The organism is Stutzerimonas stutzeri (assembly GCF_009789555.1).
GTDB lineage: Bacteria > Pseudomonadota > Gammaproteobacteria > Pseudomonadales > Pseudomonadaceae > Stutzerimonas > Stutzerimonas stutzeri_R.
On record NZ_CP046902.1, the window covers coordinates 1,308,468 to 1,323,730 of the forward strand.

The 15,263-nt window shown below is 61.3% G+C and carries 12 protein-coding genes; 8 read left to right on the forward strand and 4 right to left on the reverse strand.

What is annotated here, in order from left to right; translation table 11 throughout:
- Window positions 1-300 precede the first annotated feature (300 nt).
- Together GQA94_RS06080 and GQA94_RS06085 are read left to right on the forward strand one after the other, a co-directional pair.
- The gene (locus GQA94_RS06080; RefSeq protein ID WP_233270221.1) at window positions 301-990 is read left to right on the forward strand and encodes an MEDS domain-containing protein; all 690 of its coding nucleotides are present in this window, start codon (window positions 301-303) and stop codon (window positions 988-990) included.
- The gene (locus GQA94_RS06085; RefSeq protein WP_158187238.1) at window positions 971-2,650 is read left to right on the forward strand and encodes a hybrid sensor histidine kinase/response regulator; all 1,680 of its coding nucleotides are present in this window, start codon (window positions 971-973) and stop codon (window positions 2,648-2,650) included. Before GQA94_RS06080 ends, GQA94_RS06085 begins: the two co-directional genes overlap by 20 nt.
- 444 nt (window positions 2,651-3,094) lie before the next feature.
- Here the strand turns inward: GQA94_RS06085 and GQA94_RS06090 are convergent, their stop codons facing one another.
- Window positions 3,095-3,979 (reverse strand): AraC family transcriptional regulator, encoded by an 885-nt coding sequence (locus tag GQA94_RS06090; RefSeq protein WP_158187239.1) that lies wholly within the window; start codon window positions 3,977-3,979, stop codon window positions 3,095-3,097.
- Window positions 3,980-4,109: 130 nt separating this feature from the next.
- Here GQA94_RS06090 and GQA94_RS06095 point away from each other — a divergent pair, with 130 nt between their 5' ends.
- A complete protein-coding gene (locus tag GQA94_RS06095) occupies window positions 4,110-4,526 on the forward strand; it encodes a putative quinol monooxygenase (protein WP_199270105.1) in 417 nt (138 codons plus the stop codon).
- 194 nt (window positions 4,527-4,720) lie between these two features.
- Here GQA94_RS06095 and GQA94_RS06100 read toward each other — a convergent pair whose 3' ends face one another.
- The 3 genes from GQA94_RS06100 to GQA94_RS06110 form a co-directional block, all read right to left on the reverse strand.
- Entirely contained in the window at window positions 4,721-5,755 is a 1,035-nt protein-coding gene (locus GQA94_RS06100; RefSeq protein ID WP_158187240.1) for an AraC family transcriptional regulator, read from the reverse strand.
- Window positions 5,752-6,666 carry a GGDEF domain-containing protein gene (locus tag GQA94_RS06105; protein ID WP_158187241.1) on the reverse strand — a complete coding sequence of 305 codons (915 nt, stop codon included), beginning with the start codon at window positions 6,664-6,666 and terminating at the stop codon, window positions 5,752-5,754. The genes GQA94_RS06100 and GQA94_RS06105 overlap by 4 nt, the downstream gene beginning before the upstream one ends.
- Before the next feature lie 68 nt (window positions 6,667-6,734).
- A complete protein-coding gene (locus GQA94_RS06110) occupies window positions 6,735-8,135 on the reverse strand; it encodes a purple acid phosphatase family protein (RefSeq protein WP_158187242.1) in 1,401 nt (466 codons plus the stop codon).
- Window positions 8,136-8,558: 423 nt separating this feature from the next.
- Here GQA94_RS06110 and GQA94_RS06115 point away from each other — a divergent pair, with 423 nt between their 5' ends.
- The 5 genes from GQA94_RS06115 to GQA94_RS06135 all read left to right on the forward strand — a co-directional run bounded on the left by GQA94_RS06115 (window position 8,559) and on the right by GQA94_RS06135 (window position 15,086).
- Complete coding sequence (locus tag GQA94_RS06115; RefSeq protein WP_158187243.1) at window positions 8,559-11,033, forward strand: TonB-dependent receptor; 2,475 nt, start codon at window positions 8,559-8,561, stop codon at window positions 11,031-11,033.
- Window positions 11,034-11,081: 48 nt separating this feature from the next.
- A complete protein-coding gene (locus GQA94_RS06120) occupies window positions 11,082-12,995 on the forward strand; it encodes a phytase (protein WP_158187244.1) in 1,914 nt (637 codons plus the stop codon).
- 88 nt (window positions 12,996-13,083) lie between these two features.
- Complete coding sequence (tolQ, locus tag GQA94_RS06125; protein WP_158187245.1) at window positions 13,084-13,800, forward strand: protein TolQ; 717 nt, start codon at window positions 13,084-13,086, stop codon at window positions 13,798-13,800.
- A gap of 13 nt (window positions 13,801-13,813) precedes the next feature.
- Window positions 13,814-14,257, forward strand: a complete 444-nt coding sequence (gene tolR / locus GQA94_RS06130; RefSeq protein WP_158187246.1) for a protein TolR — start codon at window positions 13,814-13,816, stop codon at window positions 14,255-14,257.
- Window positions 14,258-14,336: 79 nt separating this feature from the next.
- Entirely contained in the window at window positions 14,337-15,086 is a 750-nt protein-coding gene (locus GQA94_RS06135; protein WP_158187247.1) for a TonB family protein, read from the forward strand.
- Window positions 15,087-15,263 lie beyond the last annotated feature (177 nt).

Below are 15,263 nucleotides of genomic sequence, written 5' to 3' on the forward strand. Positions count from 1 at the left end.
GTTTGCCCAGGCGGCAGGCCGCGTGCGCAACGCCGCGTTGATCGACCGCCAGACAGGCAGTCGCTGCGATGAAGGACCGAAGGCGAGGGTGATGCCAGCCGACCGGAGTACCGAGGGTTTCGCCTGGCAGAGCGCCGCCTTGACGCGTCGTCGCACCGAAGGAGCAGGGCAGCGCTGCGGTGCCAAAGGGCGCCGCTTGCCGGCCATGCGCTGTCGGCACGGCGCGAAGGGGACGGGTTGCCGCTGAGCAGATGACAGCCTACGAAACGCCCCCTTCCCTTACAATTGCGATCAACTATCGTGCGCCTGCTCGCTGCGCTGGCAGCGCGCTTCCTTGAGGACAGCTACATGAATGACCTGTCGTTGGCCGGGACCCAGATCGAGCACTTCCACGTCTGCGCGTTTTTCGACAGCCGTGACCAGGAATACGACGTATTGACGCCCTTCTTCAAGGAGGGCATCGCGCAGGGCGAGAAGAGTCTGCACATTCTCGATCCTGCCACCATGGATGCGCACCGTGCGGAGCTGACCAAGGCCGGCATCGATGCTGCCGGATGTGAAGCCTGTGGACAGCTGGAGCTGCATTCCTGGTATAGCGCCTACCTCGATGAGGCCGGCGCCTTCGACAAGGACCGTATGCTGGCGATCCTCGAACAGGTGTGCCAGACGGCTCTCGAAGCGGGTTATCCGCGCGTGCGCATCATGGGCAACATGGACTGGGTGTTCAACGACGTGCCTGGCGCGCGCGATATTCTTGCCTACGAGGCCGAAGTGAACGAGGTGCTTACCCGGAACCGTCAACCCGCGGTGTGCGTGTACGACATCGCCAAGCTGTCCGGCTCGATGATGATGGACCTGCTGCGTACCCATCCGCTCACGCTGATCAACGGCGTCGTTCAGGAAAACCCCTTCTATACGCCTGCCTCTGAGATGCTGGAGGAGCTGCACAAGCGCAAGGCGGCCGAGGGCGATGTGGCTGGCGCTCGATGAAGCCGGCGCTGCGATCGGGCTCGAGATGAACCCTCGACCCGAATCCTCTCCGGGGTCCGCGCAGTCCGGGGAAGCCGTTGAGCAAGGCATACGAGACCTGATGGGGTTGCTTGCGTTGCCGGCGCTTTGGGCCGGGCGCGACGGCGATACCGTACTGCAGTTGATGGCAGAGGCGGTGGAACGCATCGTTCCGCTTCGCTTCAGCCTGGCCCAAGCGTTGCTTCCCGGTCGCGCTCAGCCAGTCAGCCAGTTGCGGGTGGACGGTGCCTACCGGCAGGGCGATGCCCTGGCAGACTGGTCAGCCGAAATCCAGGCCTGGGATATCGGCCGCCACCCGGACGGCCGCGCCTACGATGCGCAGACCCCGCTGGGGCGCATGCGCATCGTGCACCTCAGTCTGGGCTATGGCCGCGCCGGCGGTAAGATCTGGTTCGGCGCAAGCTCAGCGGGTTTCCCTACGGTCACCCAGCTCGCACTGCTTCGCGCTGCCGCATCGCTGGCCGCTACCGGCTTGCAGGCGGCGCGTGCCGACTACGAGCGTGAACAGGCCAGCCGTGCCAAGGACGAATTCCTGGCCATGCTCAGCCATGAGCTGCGCAATCCCTTGGCGCCCATCGTGATGGCGCTCGAACTGATCCGCTTCAAGGGTGGCGATACCTTCTCGCGCGAGCATCAGATCATCGATCGGCAGGCGAAACACTTGTCGCGGCTGGTGGACGATCTGCTCGATGTCACCCGCATCACGCGCGGCAAGATCGAACTGAAGCGGATGCCCGCCGAACTGGGAAACCTCTTGTCTCGCGCGGTCGAGGATACCAGCGCACTGTTTGCAGAGCGGCGACATCGGCTGTCTACCAAGCTGCACGAGGGGCCCTTATGGGTGTATGGCGATGCGGTCCGGCTGACGCAGGTGTTTACGAATTTGCTGACAAATGCTGCCAAATACACCGATCCAGGCGGCGAAATCAGAGTACGCATGCAGCTCGAAGGCGAGCATGTGGTGGTCACGGTCGAGGATAACGGCTCCGGGATCAGTCCTGAACTGTTCCCTCGTCTGTTCAATATCTTCGAGCAGGGCGTCGCGACCATTGACCGTGCCAAGGGCGGCCTGGGCATCGGGCTGGCGCTGGTAAAGAACTTTGTCGAGCTGCACGAGGGGACGGTCACCGCGCACAGCGCAGGGACGGGCCGCGGCTCGATGTTCACTGTCCGCTTACCGTTGTTGCGGCATGCCGTCGATGACCCGGTGGATGCCCCCGTCCAGCCTGGGCCCACGACCGGCGCGTTGCGCGTCCTGGTGGTGGACGACAATCTCGATGCCCTGGCAAGCACGACCGCTTACCTGTCCCAACGCGGCCATGAGGTGCGGCAAACCAGCGATCCCCTGGAGGCCGTAGGGCTTGCCGAACGGTTTAGGCCCCAGGTCGCCGTTCTCGATATCGGTTTGCCTGTGATGGACGGTTACCGCCTCGCGTCCGAACTGCGCAGGCGGATTCCCGCCGGGTCGCTACGGCTGGTCGCCCTGACTGGCTATGGTCAGCTGAAAGACCTGGAGCGCTCCCGTGCCGCCGGATTCGACATGCACCTGGTCAAGCCTGTTTCGCTGCAAGCGCTGGATGCGGCGCTGAGCCTGGAGAAGCACGACGGGCTGCCCGTCTGACCCTGCGGGACAAGCGCGCCCAACGAGACGCCGCAGTCGTGACAGCCGCCTATCGGGCTTGGCTGCATACACCCGACCGCCAAGCGTGCAATCCTGCGACGCAACCGGGTTGATCACGAACGAAAAAGCCGCGCATTGCGTGGCTTTGAATGTGGTGGGCCCACACGGACTCGAACCGTGGACCAAAGGATTATGCGTTGCCAGGAATGCGGGCTTGCCAATGGTGCTCCGGGCGAGCCGCTGTGATACCCAGTGGGACTTTGGAAAGGTGCATCGGCAGGGTTGCTGCGCGAGATTGCTGCACGTCCGATATCAGAGCTGGGGCCGCATTCGCTAAACGTCCCTGTCAGCTGGTTGTCGGGCTGCTTCTGGCCGATAGCTGACTGTCACGGCTATCGACAAAAGCGGCAGGCGGCGGAGGCATCCTTCCCGCGACAACTGGCGTTATTCTTGGCGACGCGGTCTGCTGGCTTCTAGCCGATCCTTGCCAGGCAATATGTCAAACATGCGTAGGTAGTCTCTCGCAAAGTGTGAAGCACCTTCATAACCAACCTCGAACGCTGCACTGCTGGATGACCTGCCTTCAGACACGATCAAGCGCCGCGCCTCGATCAATCGTAATTGCTTCTGGAATTGCAACGGTGTGAGTGAAGTGACCGCCCTGAAATGTTGGTGAAACGAAGAGCGGCTCATCCCCGCCACGGCAGCCAGCCGTTCGACCGGCAGCGCGTTGGCGTACTCGGCTCGCAGTACCGCAACGGAGCGGGCTATGCGATGAACATGACTGTCAGGCGTGCCGAGTTGGCGTATCGCTGCGCCGTGCATACCCGTGAGTAGCCAATAGTGGATTTCGCGCAGCAATTGCTGTTGTAGCAGGGCCAATGCGGCCGGACGGTCAAGCAGCTGCATCAAGCGCAACGCGGTGTCGGCGACTTGCTCGTATGTTGAAGTACGTTCATGAGGTTTGACGCTTAACGCCTGCGCCTGCATTTCCAGCACCAGATCGGCGATTATGCAAAGGTCCAGATCAAGTGCGAGCGACAGATAAGGCGTGCTCGCGCTCGCCTGTATGATCTGGCTGACCATTGGCTGGTTGGCAGTGATCAGCATGGAGTCGCCAGCAGCGTAATCCAGCTGCTGGTTACCAATGGAAACGCGCTTGCTGCCCTGCAGCACCAGGCACAACAGCGGCCGTGGCAGCGTATGCTCCAATGAAGTAGCCGCGGTTTTGCGAATAGCAATAAGCCCGCAAGCGGTAGATGCAACACCGTCACGTGCACACGCGCCTTCGGTACGGCGGCGAACAATTTCAAGTAGCGTCTCGGCCATACCCTGATCCTGCCATACGGTCTGAGCGACGTGAGTCGATTCTGGATGATCAGGCTAGAAAACGGATGAATCCGGCGCTCCGCCCAGCCATGCCGATTCTATATTTGAAGCCTCTCGATAGGAGGTGATCATGACTGACAACACAACCCTACCAGGCCCTGTTCCATTCCCGGCTCCGTCAGCCCCAGTACTGCCCCACCACGGCGTCCAGGTTAGTGGCGAACAGGGCGACGACGGTCGCAAAGCCTTCTACATTCACATTGAGGCCATCCCTGGCAGCGAGGATCAGGTCGTGCAGATGCTAAGGGACATTCTCGCCTGTGTTGAGCAGGAGCCGGCAACCGGACCTTGGTATGGCGTGCGGTACTCGCAGACGACTTTCGGCGTATTCGAAGCGTTCCCGAATCTGGCAGGAAGACAGGCCCACGTGGAAGGTGGCGGTGGAAAGATATTCAGAGACATAACGCGGATGAATTCGATACTCGCCTATCCGGCTCATGTCTATCGATTAGACATACTCATGAGCAAAGAGGTGTTCGCGCGCTGAGAGTGCTCCGCAATTGCGGGAACGGCCGTAAAGCACTCCGCATCGCGCCACGACACCTGGCATGCTGCAAATCGCACTCCCTCTCGCATATGGCTTGAGTAGAGTAGGCCGATCCGTCCAAAAGTCCGTCCGCTTTTGGCCGATCGCTGCCGGTCACGCGTTTACCATCGGTACGCCTCGCTCGGAGATCAGCCTCATAACACCGCTCCGAGATCACTCGGTACGAGCCCGGTCCAGCGTTTGAAGGACCGGCGGAAATTCGTGGTGTCGCTGAACCCCAAACGGTGTGCCACCTCGTCGTTGCTGTAGCCCTTGATCTGATAGAGGTATAAGGCCAAGTCCCGCCGGGCCTGATCAAGTTGCTCCTGAAATGAGGTGCCATGCTTGCTTAGCCGGCGCTTGAGTGATGCCGGACTGGTCTCAAAGGCTGCCGCCACCCGTTCCAGGCTCAACGGGTGGCGGATGTGCTGGCTTAGATAGCCCCGCAGACGATCCAGGAAGCTGGTCTGCCAGCCCCAGTTTTGCAACTGCGCGCTGCAACTTTGCCGCGCCACTTGAACGCCAGTAGAGCCCGCCCCCGGCCAGGGGCGCAGGACGAACTCGCGAGGCACGCTCATGACTGTGGAGGGGCGATCGAAAGCCAGCTTATCTCCCAGATGCACCCAGTACTGCTCTACGTAGCTAGGTTCTGGGTAAGCGAATTGGAAGCGCCACGGAAGACGCTCGTTCTGTTGGCGCCGGGCCAGGGCAACGACTGCCGTCATGCTTGCCTCAAGTAAGAAGATACTCAACTCACCGGCACCGCAGCTGTCACGCCAATAGAGGTGCATGTGGTGATCATCGAAATGCATCACCGGGGTCAGCAGCGGTGAAAGCAGAGCGCGGTACTCGCTGAGTCGGTCCAGTGCCTGCTGCAGGTTGTCGGCCTGCTCCAACAGCTGGCTGCAGGGGCCGTAGTGGCCAGGCCACAGGCGCTGGCCAAACAGAAAGCTGGTGTCCGGCGCGCTTAGCAGGCGCCTGGCATTGTCCATCAGGCGCAAAAACTGTCGCGGGTTTATCACCGCACGGCCAGTAACAATGTCCTCATAGAACAGTTCACAACCGCGCAGCAGATGATGGGTGTCGATGTTGCGTAATCGAGCTAGGTCGATAAGCACCGATGGAAGATGGTGGGCGGCGATGAAGCGACTGTCCGCATCGTACGCGCCGGAGAGTGCATGGCCGCTCATGCGCTGCGAGCCATACGAGGCTTGGCCAGCATGAGTGCGGTATTCAGGCGTTTGAGCAGCTGCGCTTGATCTTCACCAAGGGCCATGACCACTGCAGTAGTGGCCTGTAAGTAGAGCCGCTCACCGTGGCGCTGGGTGCGATGGGCAAGGTTGGCGACGCTTTGCTGCATGTCGTCGGCCATCATGCGCGCCTGACTTTCACCGGTGTCCGGCAATACTGCGACGAAGCGATCACCGGCCAGTCGGCAAAGCATGTCTTGCTGGCGCAGATTGAACAGCAGCAACTGCGCCACCACTTGCAATACCTGATCGCCTTCCTCCTGACCGTAGCGTTGGTTGATCTGGCTGAAGTCGTCCAGGTCAATCGCGATCAGCGACAACGGGCGCTGATCGGTTTCAGCCTGTTCCAGCGCCTTCTGCAAGTGCCGTCGCAGGTACTGAGCGCCTGCGAGCGGGGTGAGCGTGTCGAACAGCCGATGCTCGCGGAACAGCTGTTCGCGCTTGCTCATCTGCGCGCTGATGGCACTTTGCTCCTGCTGCAGGTGATACATGCCTAGCGTCAGGAGCAACATGCCCACCGGCATGGGCGCGGTTTCCAGCCAGTTGTCCCATATGGCTTCAGGCGGCAAGCGAATGAACTCATCAAGGGCGTCCATCCACATCGAAAACGCGGTGAAGCACAGGCCAAGTGAGAGTAGGCGAGTGACCCTTCCGGCTGGTCTTCCACGCAGCAGCATGCACAGCCATCCGCAGAGAATCAGGCAGGTGCCGCCTTCGCCAGCGACATCCATCCAATTGATTTCGGCCCAGTCCTTGATATCGCCGGCCGCCAGGTAAATCAGCAGGCCACTGTTGGCCGCCAGGAACAAACCACCAAGGGTTATGCCATGCATTTTCAACAGCGACTTCATGGCGCATCTCCTGCTTCAGTTTGAGCGTGCGCCGAGCGTGCCCGGCGAATATCTCAAAACGATGACGCTTACTTGTCCCGCGCGGAGCAGGGCAGGCCATCAGGCCCGGTTTCCCCGTTGCAGAAACGCTCGCTTTGTTTTTGCAGGCGCGTTTCATGCAGGTATTTCTTTCCGCTGGAGTCACGCTGGATATCGAAGGCGTCATAGAGCCGGTCATCGGCGGTATAAGCACGCACGCTCAAGCGGTTCTGTTCGACGGTGATGGTCTGAAACAGCTGCGTGTCTTCGGCGCTGCGATCAGGCTGAGTATGAGCGCGGTCGTTGAGGCCGTACATTTTCGAGCCGGTAACCGAGACCATATAAACCGGGCCTATGGGTAAATTGCCGCGTTGTGCCTTAGCCGTGGCCTCGCGTCCGGCCTCATGGGTCAGGCGGCTGTAGCAGTGATCGTGACCCTGCAGCACCAGGTCGACGTTGTAGCGGTCGAACAGTGGCTTCCAGGCTGCTTTGAGTTCTTCGGTATCTTCCGGACGGGCACAGGTGTAGACCGGCTGGTGCATGACTACGATGTTCCAGATTGCCTGACTGCTTTTCAGTGCGTTTTCCAGCCAGCTGGTTTGTGCATCGAGCGTGCCGAGATCTAGCGCCGAAGTTCCGTCGAGCGCTACGAAACGGACGCCCTGATAGTCGCTGAAGAAGCTGGTGTCGCTGACGCCCTTGGCGCCGTTTCGCGGCAACGCGAACTGGGCAGGGAAGTGCGGGCTGAGGGTGCGGCTTTCGCTACCGTCAGCCAACAGCGTGTCGATGTATTCATGGTTGCCGGCTGCCGTCACCTGAGGAATGGCGGCGTAGGCCCAGCCTCCCGCCTGGTTCCATTCGCCCCATTCGTCGTCATGGGCGAGTTCTTCCCTGGAAGCCACTAAGTCACCTGCGTGTACCACCAGCGCAGGTCTCGCCACGCTGCGTAGCGCCTGGCGAATGGTGCGCGATGCGACGTTAAGGATGTCGTTCTGCGTGTCGCCCAAGTACAGGAACGTGAAGGGTGCGAAATCTTCACGTGCGGTTCGGAACTGCTGCCATTCGCTCCAGCCAGCGCTGCCTTTGACGCGATACACGTAGGCGGTGTCCGGGGTGAGTCGTTCCAGCCGAACCTGATGGTAATTGGATGGGCCGTTGTCGCTGTCGAGTCGGCGGGTGGTGCCGGTGAGTTGCTGCGCCTTGGCGGTCAGTTGCGGCCCTGCGAGGGCGGGCCCGAATTCCAGTAGCGCGTCACTTTGTTGTACATCGGTCCGGAAGCTGACTGCCATTTGCTGTGCGGCATTTTCGCCTGCTGTAAGCACTACGCGGTCGGCTAGGACGCCAGCAGCGTAGGGCTGACCCACGGAGCGTGGCGTGCTCTCGTTCGCGCACGATGATGAGGCGGCCAACGCACAGGCCAGTAGTGATGCGTAGAGCAGGGGGCGAGACATTCGCGATTCCTCATGAGCCGTTGGGCGTGATGGGGCGTCACGGAAACAAAGCTGTATGACGGTTCGGTGAATTCGCGGGGGGTCGATTCGGCTCAGGTCACTGAGGCTATAACAGCATTTTTTTCAGGCTGGATTCAGCCGGGCATGTTCGCGTGTAGCGCCGATGTTGGGTGTCGGCGAGGCTGTATATGCATGTTCTCCAGTGTGGCGAGGCCGCTTTTTCGATTACCTGGCTGTGCGCAGAGGCGTCATTGGTCTCAGGGTCAAGGAGGTCATATCAGCTCAAAAGCCTAACTTGACCCTCCCCAAACGGTGTTTTTGAAGGCTCTCCTGGATGCGTTGTCACGCGAGTGACACAAATGATTTCTAACTTCCGCTGCCATTCCTGGTGTCGCCAGGGGCCATTGGAACGAGGAATTCAAGGTGGCAAAGCCTTTTCGTCAAATCCGTAATGCCGGGTTCAGGGTCAGTCTGTTGGCCATCGCCATTAGTGCTGCGCCAGCCTGGGCAGAAGAAGCAGTCGAGCGCGTCGAGGTAATCGGCCAGGCGGCGAGTATCGACAAGGCGCTACGCGAGCAGAAGACCGCTGACAGCATAAAGAGCGTGGTGCATGCCGATGGCGTCGGCCAACTGCCGGACGACAATGCCGCCGAAGCGCTGCAACGCATTCCTGGCCTGTCGGTCGAGCGCGATCAGGGCGAAGGTCGCTTCGTCAGCGTGCGTGGCATCGCGCCAGATCTGAACAGCGTGACCATCAACGGCACCCTGGTCCCAGCCCCGGAGGGCGATCGCCGCGCCGTGGCGCTCGATGTTCTGCCGGCCGAGCTGGTGCAGTCGCTATCGGTGGTCAAGAGCCTGACCCCGGACATGGATGCCAACTCACTTGGCGGCACCATCGAGGTAGAAAGCCTCTCGGCGTTCGACCACGACGGCCTGTTCTACACCTTCTCTGCCGAAGGCAGTCACGACACCAACGTCAGCAAGAACAGCCCGAAATTTTCCGGCGCTATCAGCGACCGCTTCAGCCTAGGCAACGGTATCGACAACTTTGGCGTAGCGGCAGCGTTCAGCTGGCAGAAGCGCAAGTTTGGCTCGGAGAACGTCGAGACCGGCGGCAACTGGGATTTCTCCGATGGCGCACGGCTCAATGAGGTCGAGCAGCGTGATTACGAGATCACCCGCGAGCGCACCGGCTTTGGCTTGAACTTCGATTATCAGCCGGACGATTACTCCAACTACTACCTGCGCACGCTGTACAGCAAGTTCAAGGACACCGAGACGCGCAACGCCGCCGGCGTCGGGTTCGCTGACCCGCAGGCCTCCGGTGAGCGTGGCGATGCCGAGGGCTGGCGCGACCTGAAATCCCGACAGGACACTCAGGAAATCCAGTCCTACGTGATCGGCGGCGAACGCATGATCGACCTGTGGACACTGAGCGGCCAGGCCGGCTACAGCCAGGCCACCGAAAAAGACCCGGGCGGTATTGCTGGCGCCGAATTCATCAGTGATTTCGAGAACGTCGGCTTCGATGGAACACGTAAACCGCGGGTCAGCGTGGGCGGTGATTTTTACGACCCGGCGTCCTTCACGCTCGACGAGGTCGAGTGGGAAAAGGTCAACGGCAAGGACAAGGAAAAGAACATTCGCCTGGATCTGGCGCGTGACTATGACTTGGCCGGCAACGCCGCCCAAGTTAAATTCGGCGGCAAGCTCAGCCGCCGCGACAAGACCAGCGACACCGAGGTCTGGGTCTACGATGACTTCAGCGGTATCGATCTGGGCGGCCTGCAGAGCGGTAACGTCGACTATTCCCTGGGCAACTTCGGCAATGGCGTCAGCGCCGGGGCCATCAAGGACCTGATCGGCGGGCTGGATCGCGACGCGTTCTATGACGAAGAGAATTCGCGCATCAATGACTTCGACATGCGCGAAGACATCAACGCGGCCTACCTGATGAACAGCCTCGACATTGACGACTGGCGCTTCATCGCCGGCCTGCGCTACGAAGGCACCGAGTTCGAGGCCAAAGGCACTGGGCTACGTGACGGTGCGTACGAAAGTACCCAGAGCAAGAACCGCTACGACCATTGGCTGCCGGGCCTACATGCGCGCTACCAGCTGGCGCCGTCCACGGCATTGCGCGCGGCCTGGACCAATACCGTGGTTCGCCCGACCTTCGGCCAGCTGGCGCCGGGCTTCGCCATCGACGGGGCCGATGCCTCGTTCGGCAACCCGGACCTCAAGCCGCTGGAGTCGATGAACCTCGACCTCGGCATCGAGCACTACATGGGGCATGCCGGCGTGCTCTCAGGCTTCCTGTTCTACAAGGACATCGACAACTTCATCTATAACACCGACCTCGCCGGCAGCGGTGCCTGGGCCGATTTCGACGAAGCGCTGAGCTTCGAGAACGGCAGCAGCGCCAAGCTCTACGGCGTGGAACTGGCCTACTCGCAGAAATTCGACTGGCTGCCCGCGCCGTGGAACGGTGTGCTGCTCGGCGCCAACCTGACCCTGAGCAAGTCCGACGCGACCATCGAAGGGCAGGGCGCCAAGCGCTCGATCGATATGCCCAACCAGTCCGACACCGTGGGCAACTTCATGGTCGGCTGGGAAGACGATCGCTTCAACATGCGCGTGGCGGCCAACTACAAGTCCAGCTACCTGTACGAGATCGGCTCCATCGAAGACAAGCGCCAGGATCTGATCGTCGATGATCAGCTGTTCGTCGACTTCAAGGCCGGTTACTTCCTCACGCCGGATCTGCAACTGACCTTCGAGGCGCAGAACATCACCGACGAGTCCTACTACGTCTATACCGGGCGTCATGGCTACAACGCCCAGTACGAGGAATACGGCCCGACCTACAAGGTAGGCCTGACGCTCACCCACTTCTGATGATTACCGAGGGCGCCCGGCGCGCCCTCTTCAGGACACCTCGTACTCATGCGTATGTTCAATCTGTCCCTGTTGGGGCTGTGCGTTGCCTTGGCTGGTTGCCAGGGCACACCGCCAAAGAAAGCGAGCGCCAGCGCCGCGCCTGTCGTCACGATCAGCGAAACGCTGATTGCCACTGAAAGCACGCAGTGGCTCGCGCCGCTGCCTTTTCTGGCGAATGCCGAACGCCTGCAGGTTGCCGCGAAAGCGCTGCAGGTGGTCGACCGCGATGGTCAGGTGCTGAGCGAGTTTCCCGGCCGCTTCGAAACCCTCGACCACCGCGCCGATGACCAGGGCCTGTTGGCTGCCACCCTCGACAGGAAGCGCCAGCAGGCATTGCTGGTCAGGCTGCAGGGCTCGACCTGGGGCAGCGCCCATTACCTGCCGAAAACCCGCTTCGCCATCGAAGGGCTGTGCCTGTTCCGTGACAGTGCGCGTAACGACTACCTGTTCCTGGTTGGCGAAGAAGGGCTTGGCGAGCAGTGGCTGGTCGCCGAGAACGGCCGGCCGCTGGCCGACGCGCGTCAGGTTCGCGCCCTGAGCCTGCCGCCGGAAAGCAGCTTCTGTCAGGTCGATGACCGCAGCGAAAGCCTTTACGTCAACGAGGAGCATGTTGGCGTCTGGCGGTACCAGGCCGGTGCCGAGGCCGCGCTGGTGCGTGAGCCTGTCGAGTTGCGCGCGCCTTTTGGCATGTTGACCGAAGCTGCTGCGGGTATGGCGGTATTGCCCGATGCGCTGCTGCTAGTCGACTCGGGGGCGGCAAACCTGCATCTCTATCAACGCAGCGCTGAGCAGTGGCAGCGCGCCGGCGTGGTAAGCCTCGACGGCCTCGCCGAGCCGGAGCAGGTCAGCGCGCGCGCCACGGCCAGCGGCCTCGAATTGCTATTGGTCGACGACAACGGTGCTCGCACGGCGGCCCTGAACTGGACGCCGCCACGTACTCCACAAGCCGAAGCGATCCCCCACGTCGCGCCGCTGGTGCAAACCGACGGCGTGCCTAGCCTGGGCGATGCGGCGGATGATCCGGCGATCTGGGTGAACAGCCGTCATCCGGAACGCAGCCGTGTGTTGGGTACCGACAAGAAGGGCGGCTTGCTGGCCTATGACCTGGCCGGCAAACAGGTGCAGAACCTGCGCGTGGGCCGGCTCAACAACGTCGACATCCGTCCGGGTTTCCAGCTTGGCAGTCGCCAGGTGGATCTCGCCGTAGCCAGCAATCGTGATCACAACAGCTTGCACCTGTTCGCCATCGACCCAGCCAGCGGCGAGCTCAGCGACATCGGTCAGCTCGCCACGCCGCTCAAAGAGATTTACGGGCTGTGCCTGTTCAAGGACCGCCAGGGCGCCATCCATGCCATCGCCAACGATAAGGACGGCACCTTCCTGCAATACCGCCTCGCCGGTAATGGCGGCAAGGCGACCGGCCAGTTGATGAGGCGCTTCAAGACCGAGACTCAGCCGGAAGGCTGCGTGGCCGATGACCGCAACGAGCGACTGTATATCGGTGAGGAAGACGTGGCGGTGTGGGCGTTGGATGCCCGCGGCGATGCGCAGGCAGCACTTGAGCAAGTCATCGCTGTTGGCGGCCTAGTCAAGGACGACATCGAGGGCCTAGGGCTATATCACGGCAAACAGCGCGACTACCTGGTGATCTCCAGCCAGGGCAACGACAGCTACGTGGTGGTCGAGGCTCAGGCACCCTATAAGCTGCGTGGCCGTTTCAAGGTTGGCCTGAATGCCGAACTGGGCATCGACGGCGCTTCGGAAACCGACGGTCTGGAAGTCAGTTCGGCCAATCTTGGCGGGCCTTGGAGCGCCGGCATGCTGGTGGTGCAGGACGGTCGCAAGCGCCTGCCCGAAGATAACCAGAACTACAAATACGTGCCCTGGTCGGCGGTCGCCGACGCGCTTGGGCTGGAATGAGGTGCAGGACGTCGCTCTTGTCATCAGTGCGCAACGTCCCTGTCTTCTAATGTGAGCCATGGTGCTCGTGAAATCGAAGGAATCCATGATGCAAAACCAAGCCCATCTCGAACACATGACCGTCTGGGGCCTCATCAGCGAGGCCAGCATCGTGGTGCAGGCGGTGATGCTCTGCCTGGTGCTGGCGTCGCTGATCAGTTGGTACCTGATTGTTCAACGCGGCGCGGTACTGCGCCGTAGCGAACGTCTGGCGAAGGCCTTTCTCAAGCGTTTTCGGAGTGATGAGATCGGCGAACTCTACCGCGAAGGTGCGAAGCAGGAGCCTCCGACGGAGGCCGCGCTGCAGCGCATCTTTCTCGCCGCTTATCAGACCTTCAGCCAGTTGCAGCCGTATGCCGGCGACAACCCGGACACTGTGCTCGACGGCGTGGAGCGCAGCCTGCACGTGGCCATCGCCGAGCAGGAGGAACGCCTGGAAAAAGGTCTGCCATTCCTCGCCACAGTGGGGTCGGTCAGCCCGTATATCGGCCTGTTCGGCACCGTATGGGGGATCATGAACTCCTTTCTCGGTCTGTCCCAGGTACAGCAGGCGACTCTTTCGACCGTGGCGCCAGGTATCGCCGAAGCGCTGATCGCCACTGCCATCGGCCTGTTTGCAGCCATTCCGGCGGTGATGGCTTACAACCGTTTCTCTGCGCGCTCTCAGACCCTGATCGCCCGCTACTACGCCTTTGGCAACGAGCTGCAAGGCCGCTTGCACCGACGTCTCAACGGCGCGGTGCCAAGCATGGCCGCAGCGGCCTGAAGAGGGATTCCCCATGCTGGTCAGACCAACGAAACAACACGGGCTGAATGCCGAAATGAACGTGGTGCCCTACATCGACGTGATGCTGGTGCTGCTGGTTATCTTCATGGTCACCGCGCCGATGCTGGTGCAGGGTGTACAGATCGAACTTCCCAAGGTGGCTGCCGAAGCATTGCCGACGCTGAAAGAGCAGCGCATCGTCACCCTCTCGGTCAAGGATGACGGCAGCTACTACTGGAATCTGGGCAGCGAAGTGGATACCGAATCGCAGACCGATAGTGCAGTGGACAAAACGCAGATGGGCGCGAAGATAGCTGGCATCGTCGCCGAAAACCCGGAGACCCAGGTTTATATTCGCGCCGACCAGAATGCCGACTATGGCGCCGTGGTCGCCGGCATCGCCGAGCTGCAGCGCGGTGGCGTCAGTCGTCTCGGGCTGATTACCGAGGCACCTTGAGATGAGTGCCCTGACCCTAGAGCTGCACGAACCGCGCTTCTCCTGGTCAGCCTGGTGCGAACATAGTTTCGCGTTGGGTGTGGCGGTGGCGCTGCATATCGGTCTGGCGTTCGTGTTGCTCAACCTGTCGCACAACGCACCGATGCCGCCTGTGGTTTCGGCCGTGATCACCACTCAATTGGTCTCGCTGCCCGCGCCCTCTGTGCAACCGCCGCCGCCTCAAGCCGCTGCGCCCATGCTGGCAGGAGCGGCACCAGAACCGGCGCCGATGCCGAAACCGGTGGTCGAGAAGCCCCTGGTGCAGAAGGCGGATCTGGCGCTCAAACGTCTGCAACAGGAACAGCAGAAAAAAGAAAGGAAGCAGCGCATCGAGCGTGACCTCCAGCAGCAACGCCGCGAAGAAGCGCTGCGCCAAGAGCTGGTTGTGCGAGAAGAGCAGCAGCGTCAGGCTCGCCTGCAGGAGCAGCAGCTCGCCCTGGCCCGGCAGGCCGAGGCGGAGCGACAAACGTCAGCCGCCGCAGCCGCCGCAGCCGCGCGTGACGAAGCGGCGGCGGCTGCCAGCCGCCAGTATCTGCCGATCGCCAAGGATGCACCGGACTATCCCCAGCGCGCGCTGGAGCGAAAGATCGAGGGCGAGTGCACCGTTGCCTATCGAGTTAATTCCAAAGGCCGCGTGGAGGATCCTCAAGTAGTTGGGTCATGTCATCCGCTGTTCGTCAAACCCTCACTAGCCGCGGCGAAGAGCTTTCGCTACCAGCCGAAAGTAGTGAACGGCCAAGCGGTCGCGGTGGCGAAAGTAATGAATACATTCACGTACAAAATCCAATAATCAGTTATAAATCAAGTGGTTATTTACCCGATGTGCTCGTGCCGCCTGGCGGTGCAGGCTAGTGAAATCGGGCGTAACCTAACGCAGGTACAGTGAGCTGAAAGTAGCGTCGTAGAGCGAATAAGCGTAACTGAGCGAAATCTATAAAAGCTGGGCACTGGACCGCCAGTGTACCGA

Coding starts and splice junctions, on each gene's coding strand:
- GQA94_RS06085 (WP_158187238.1), top strand. CDS start 971: ATGTGGCTGGCGCTCGATGAAGCCGGCGCTGCGATCGGGCTCGAGATG.
- GQA94_RS06090 (WP_158187239.1), bottom strand. CDS start 3,979: ATGGCCGAGACGCTACTTGAAATTGTTCGCCGCCGTACCGAAGGCGCG.
- GQA94_RS06095 (WP_199270105.1), top strand. CDS start 4,110: ATGACTGACAACACAACCCTACCAGGCCCTGTTCCATTCCCGGCTCCG.
- GQA94_RS06100 (WP_158187240.1), bottom strand. CDS start 5,755: ATGAGCGGCCATGCACTCTCCGGCGCGTACGATGCGGACAGTCGCTTC.
- GQA94_RS06105 (WP_158187241.1), bottom strand. CDS start 6,666: ATGAAGTCGCTGTTGAAAATGCATGGCATAACCCTTGGTGGTTTGTTC.
- GQA94_RS06110 (WP_158187242.1), bottom strand. CDS start 8,135: ATGTCTCGCCCCCTGCTCTACGCATCACTACTGGCCTGTGCGTTGGCC.
- GQA94_RS06120 (WP_158187244.1), top strand. CDS start 11,082: ATGCGTATGTTCAATCTGTCCCTGTTGGGGCTGTGCGTTGCCTTGGCT.
- tolQ (WP_158187245.1), top strand. CDS start 13,084: ATGCAAAACCAAGCCCATCTCGAACACATGACCGTCTGGGGCCTCATC.
- tolR (WP_158187246.1), top strand. CDS start 13,814: ATGCTGGTCAGACCAACGAAACAACACGGGCTGAATGCCGAAATGAAC.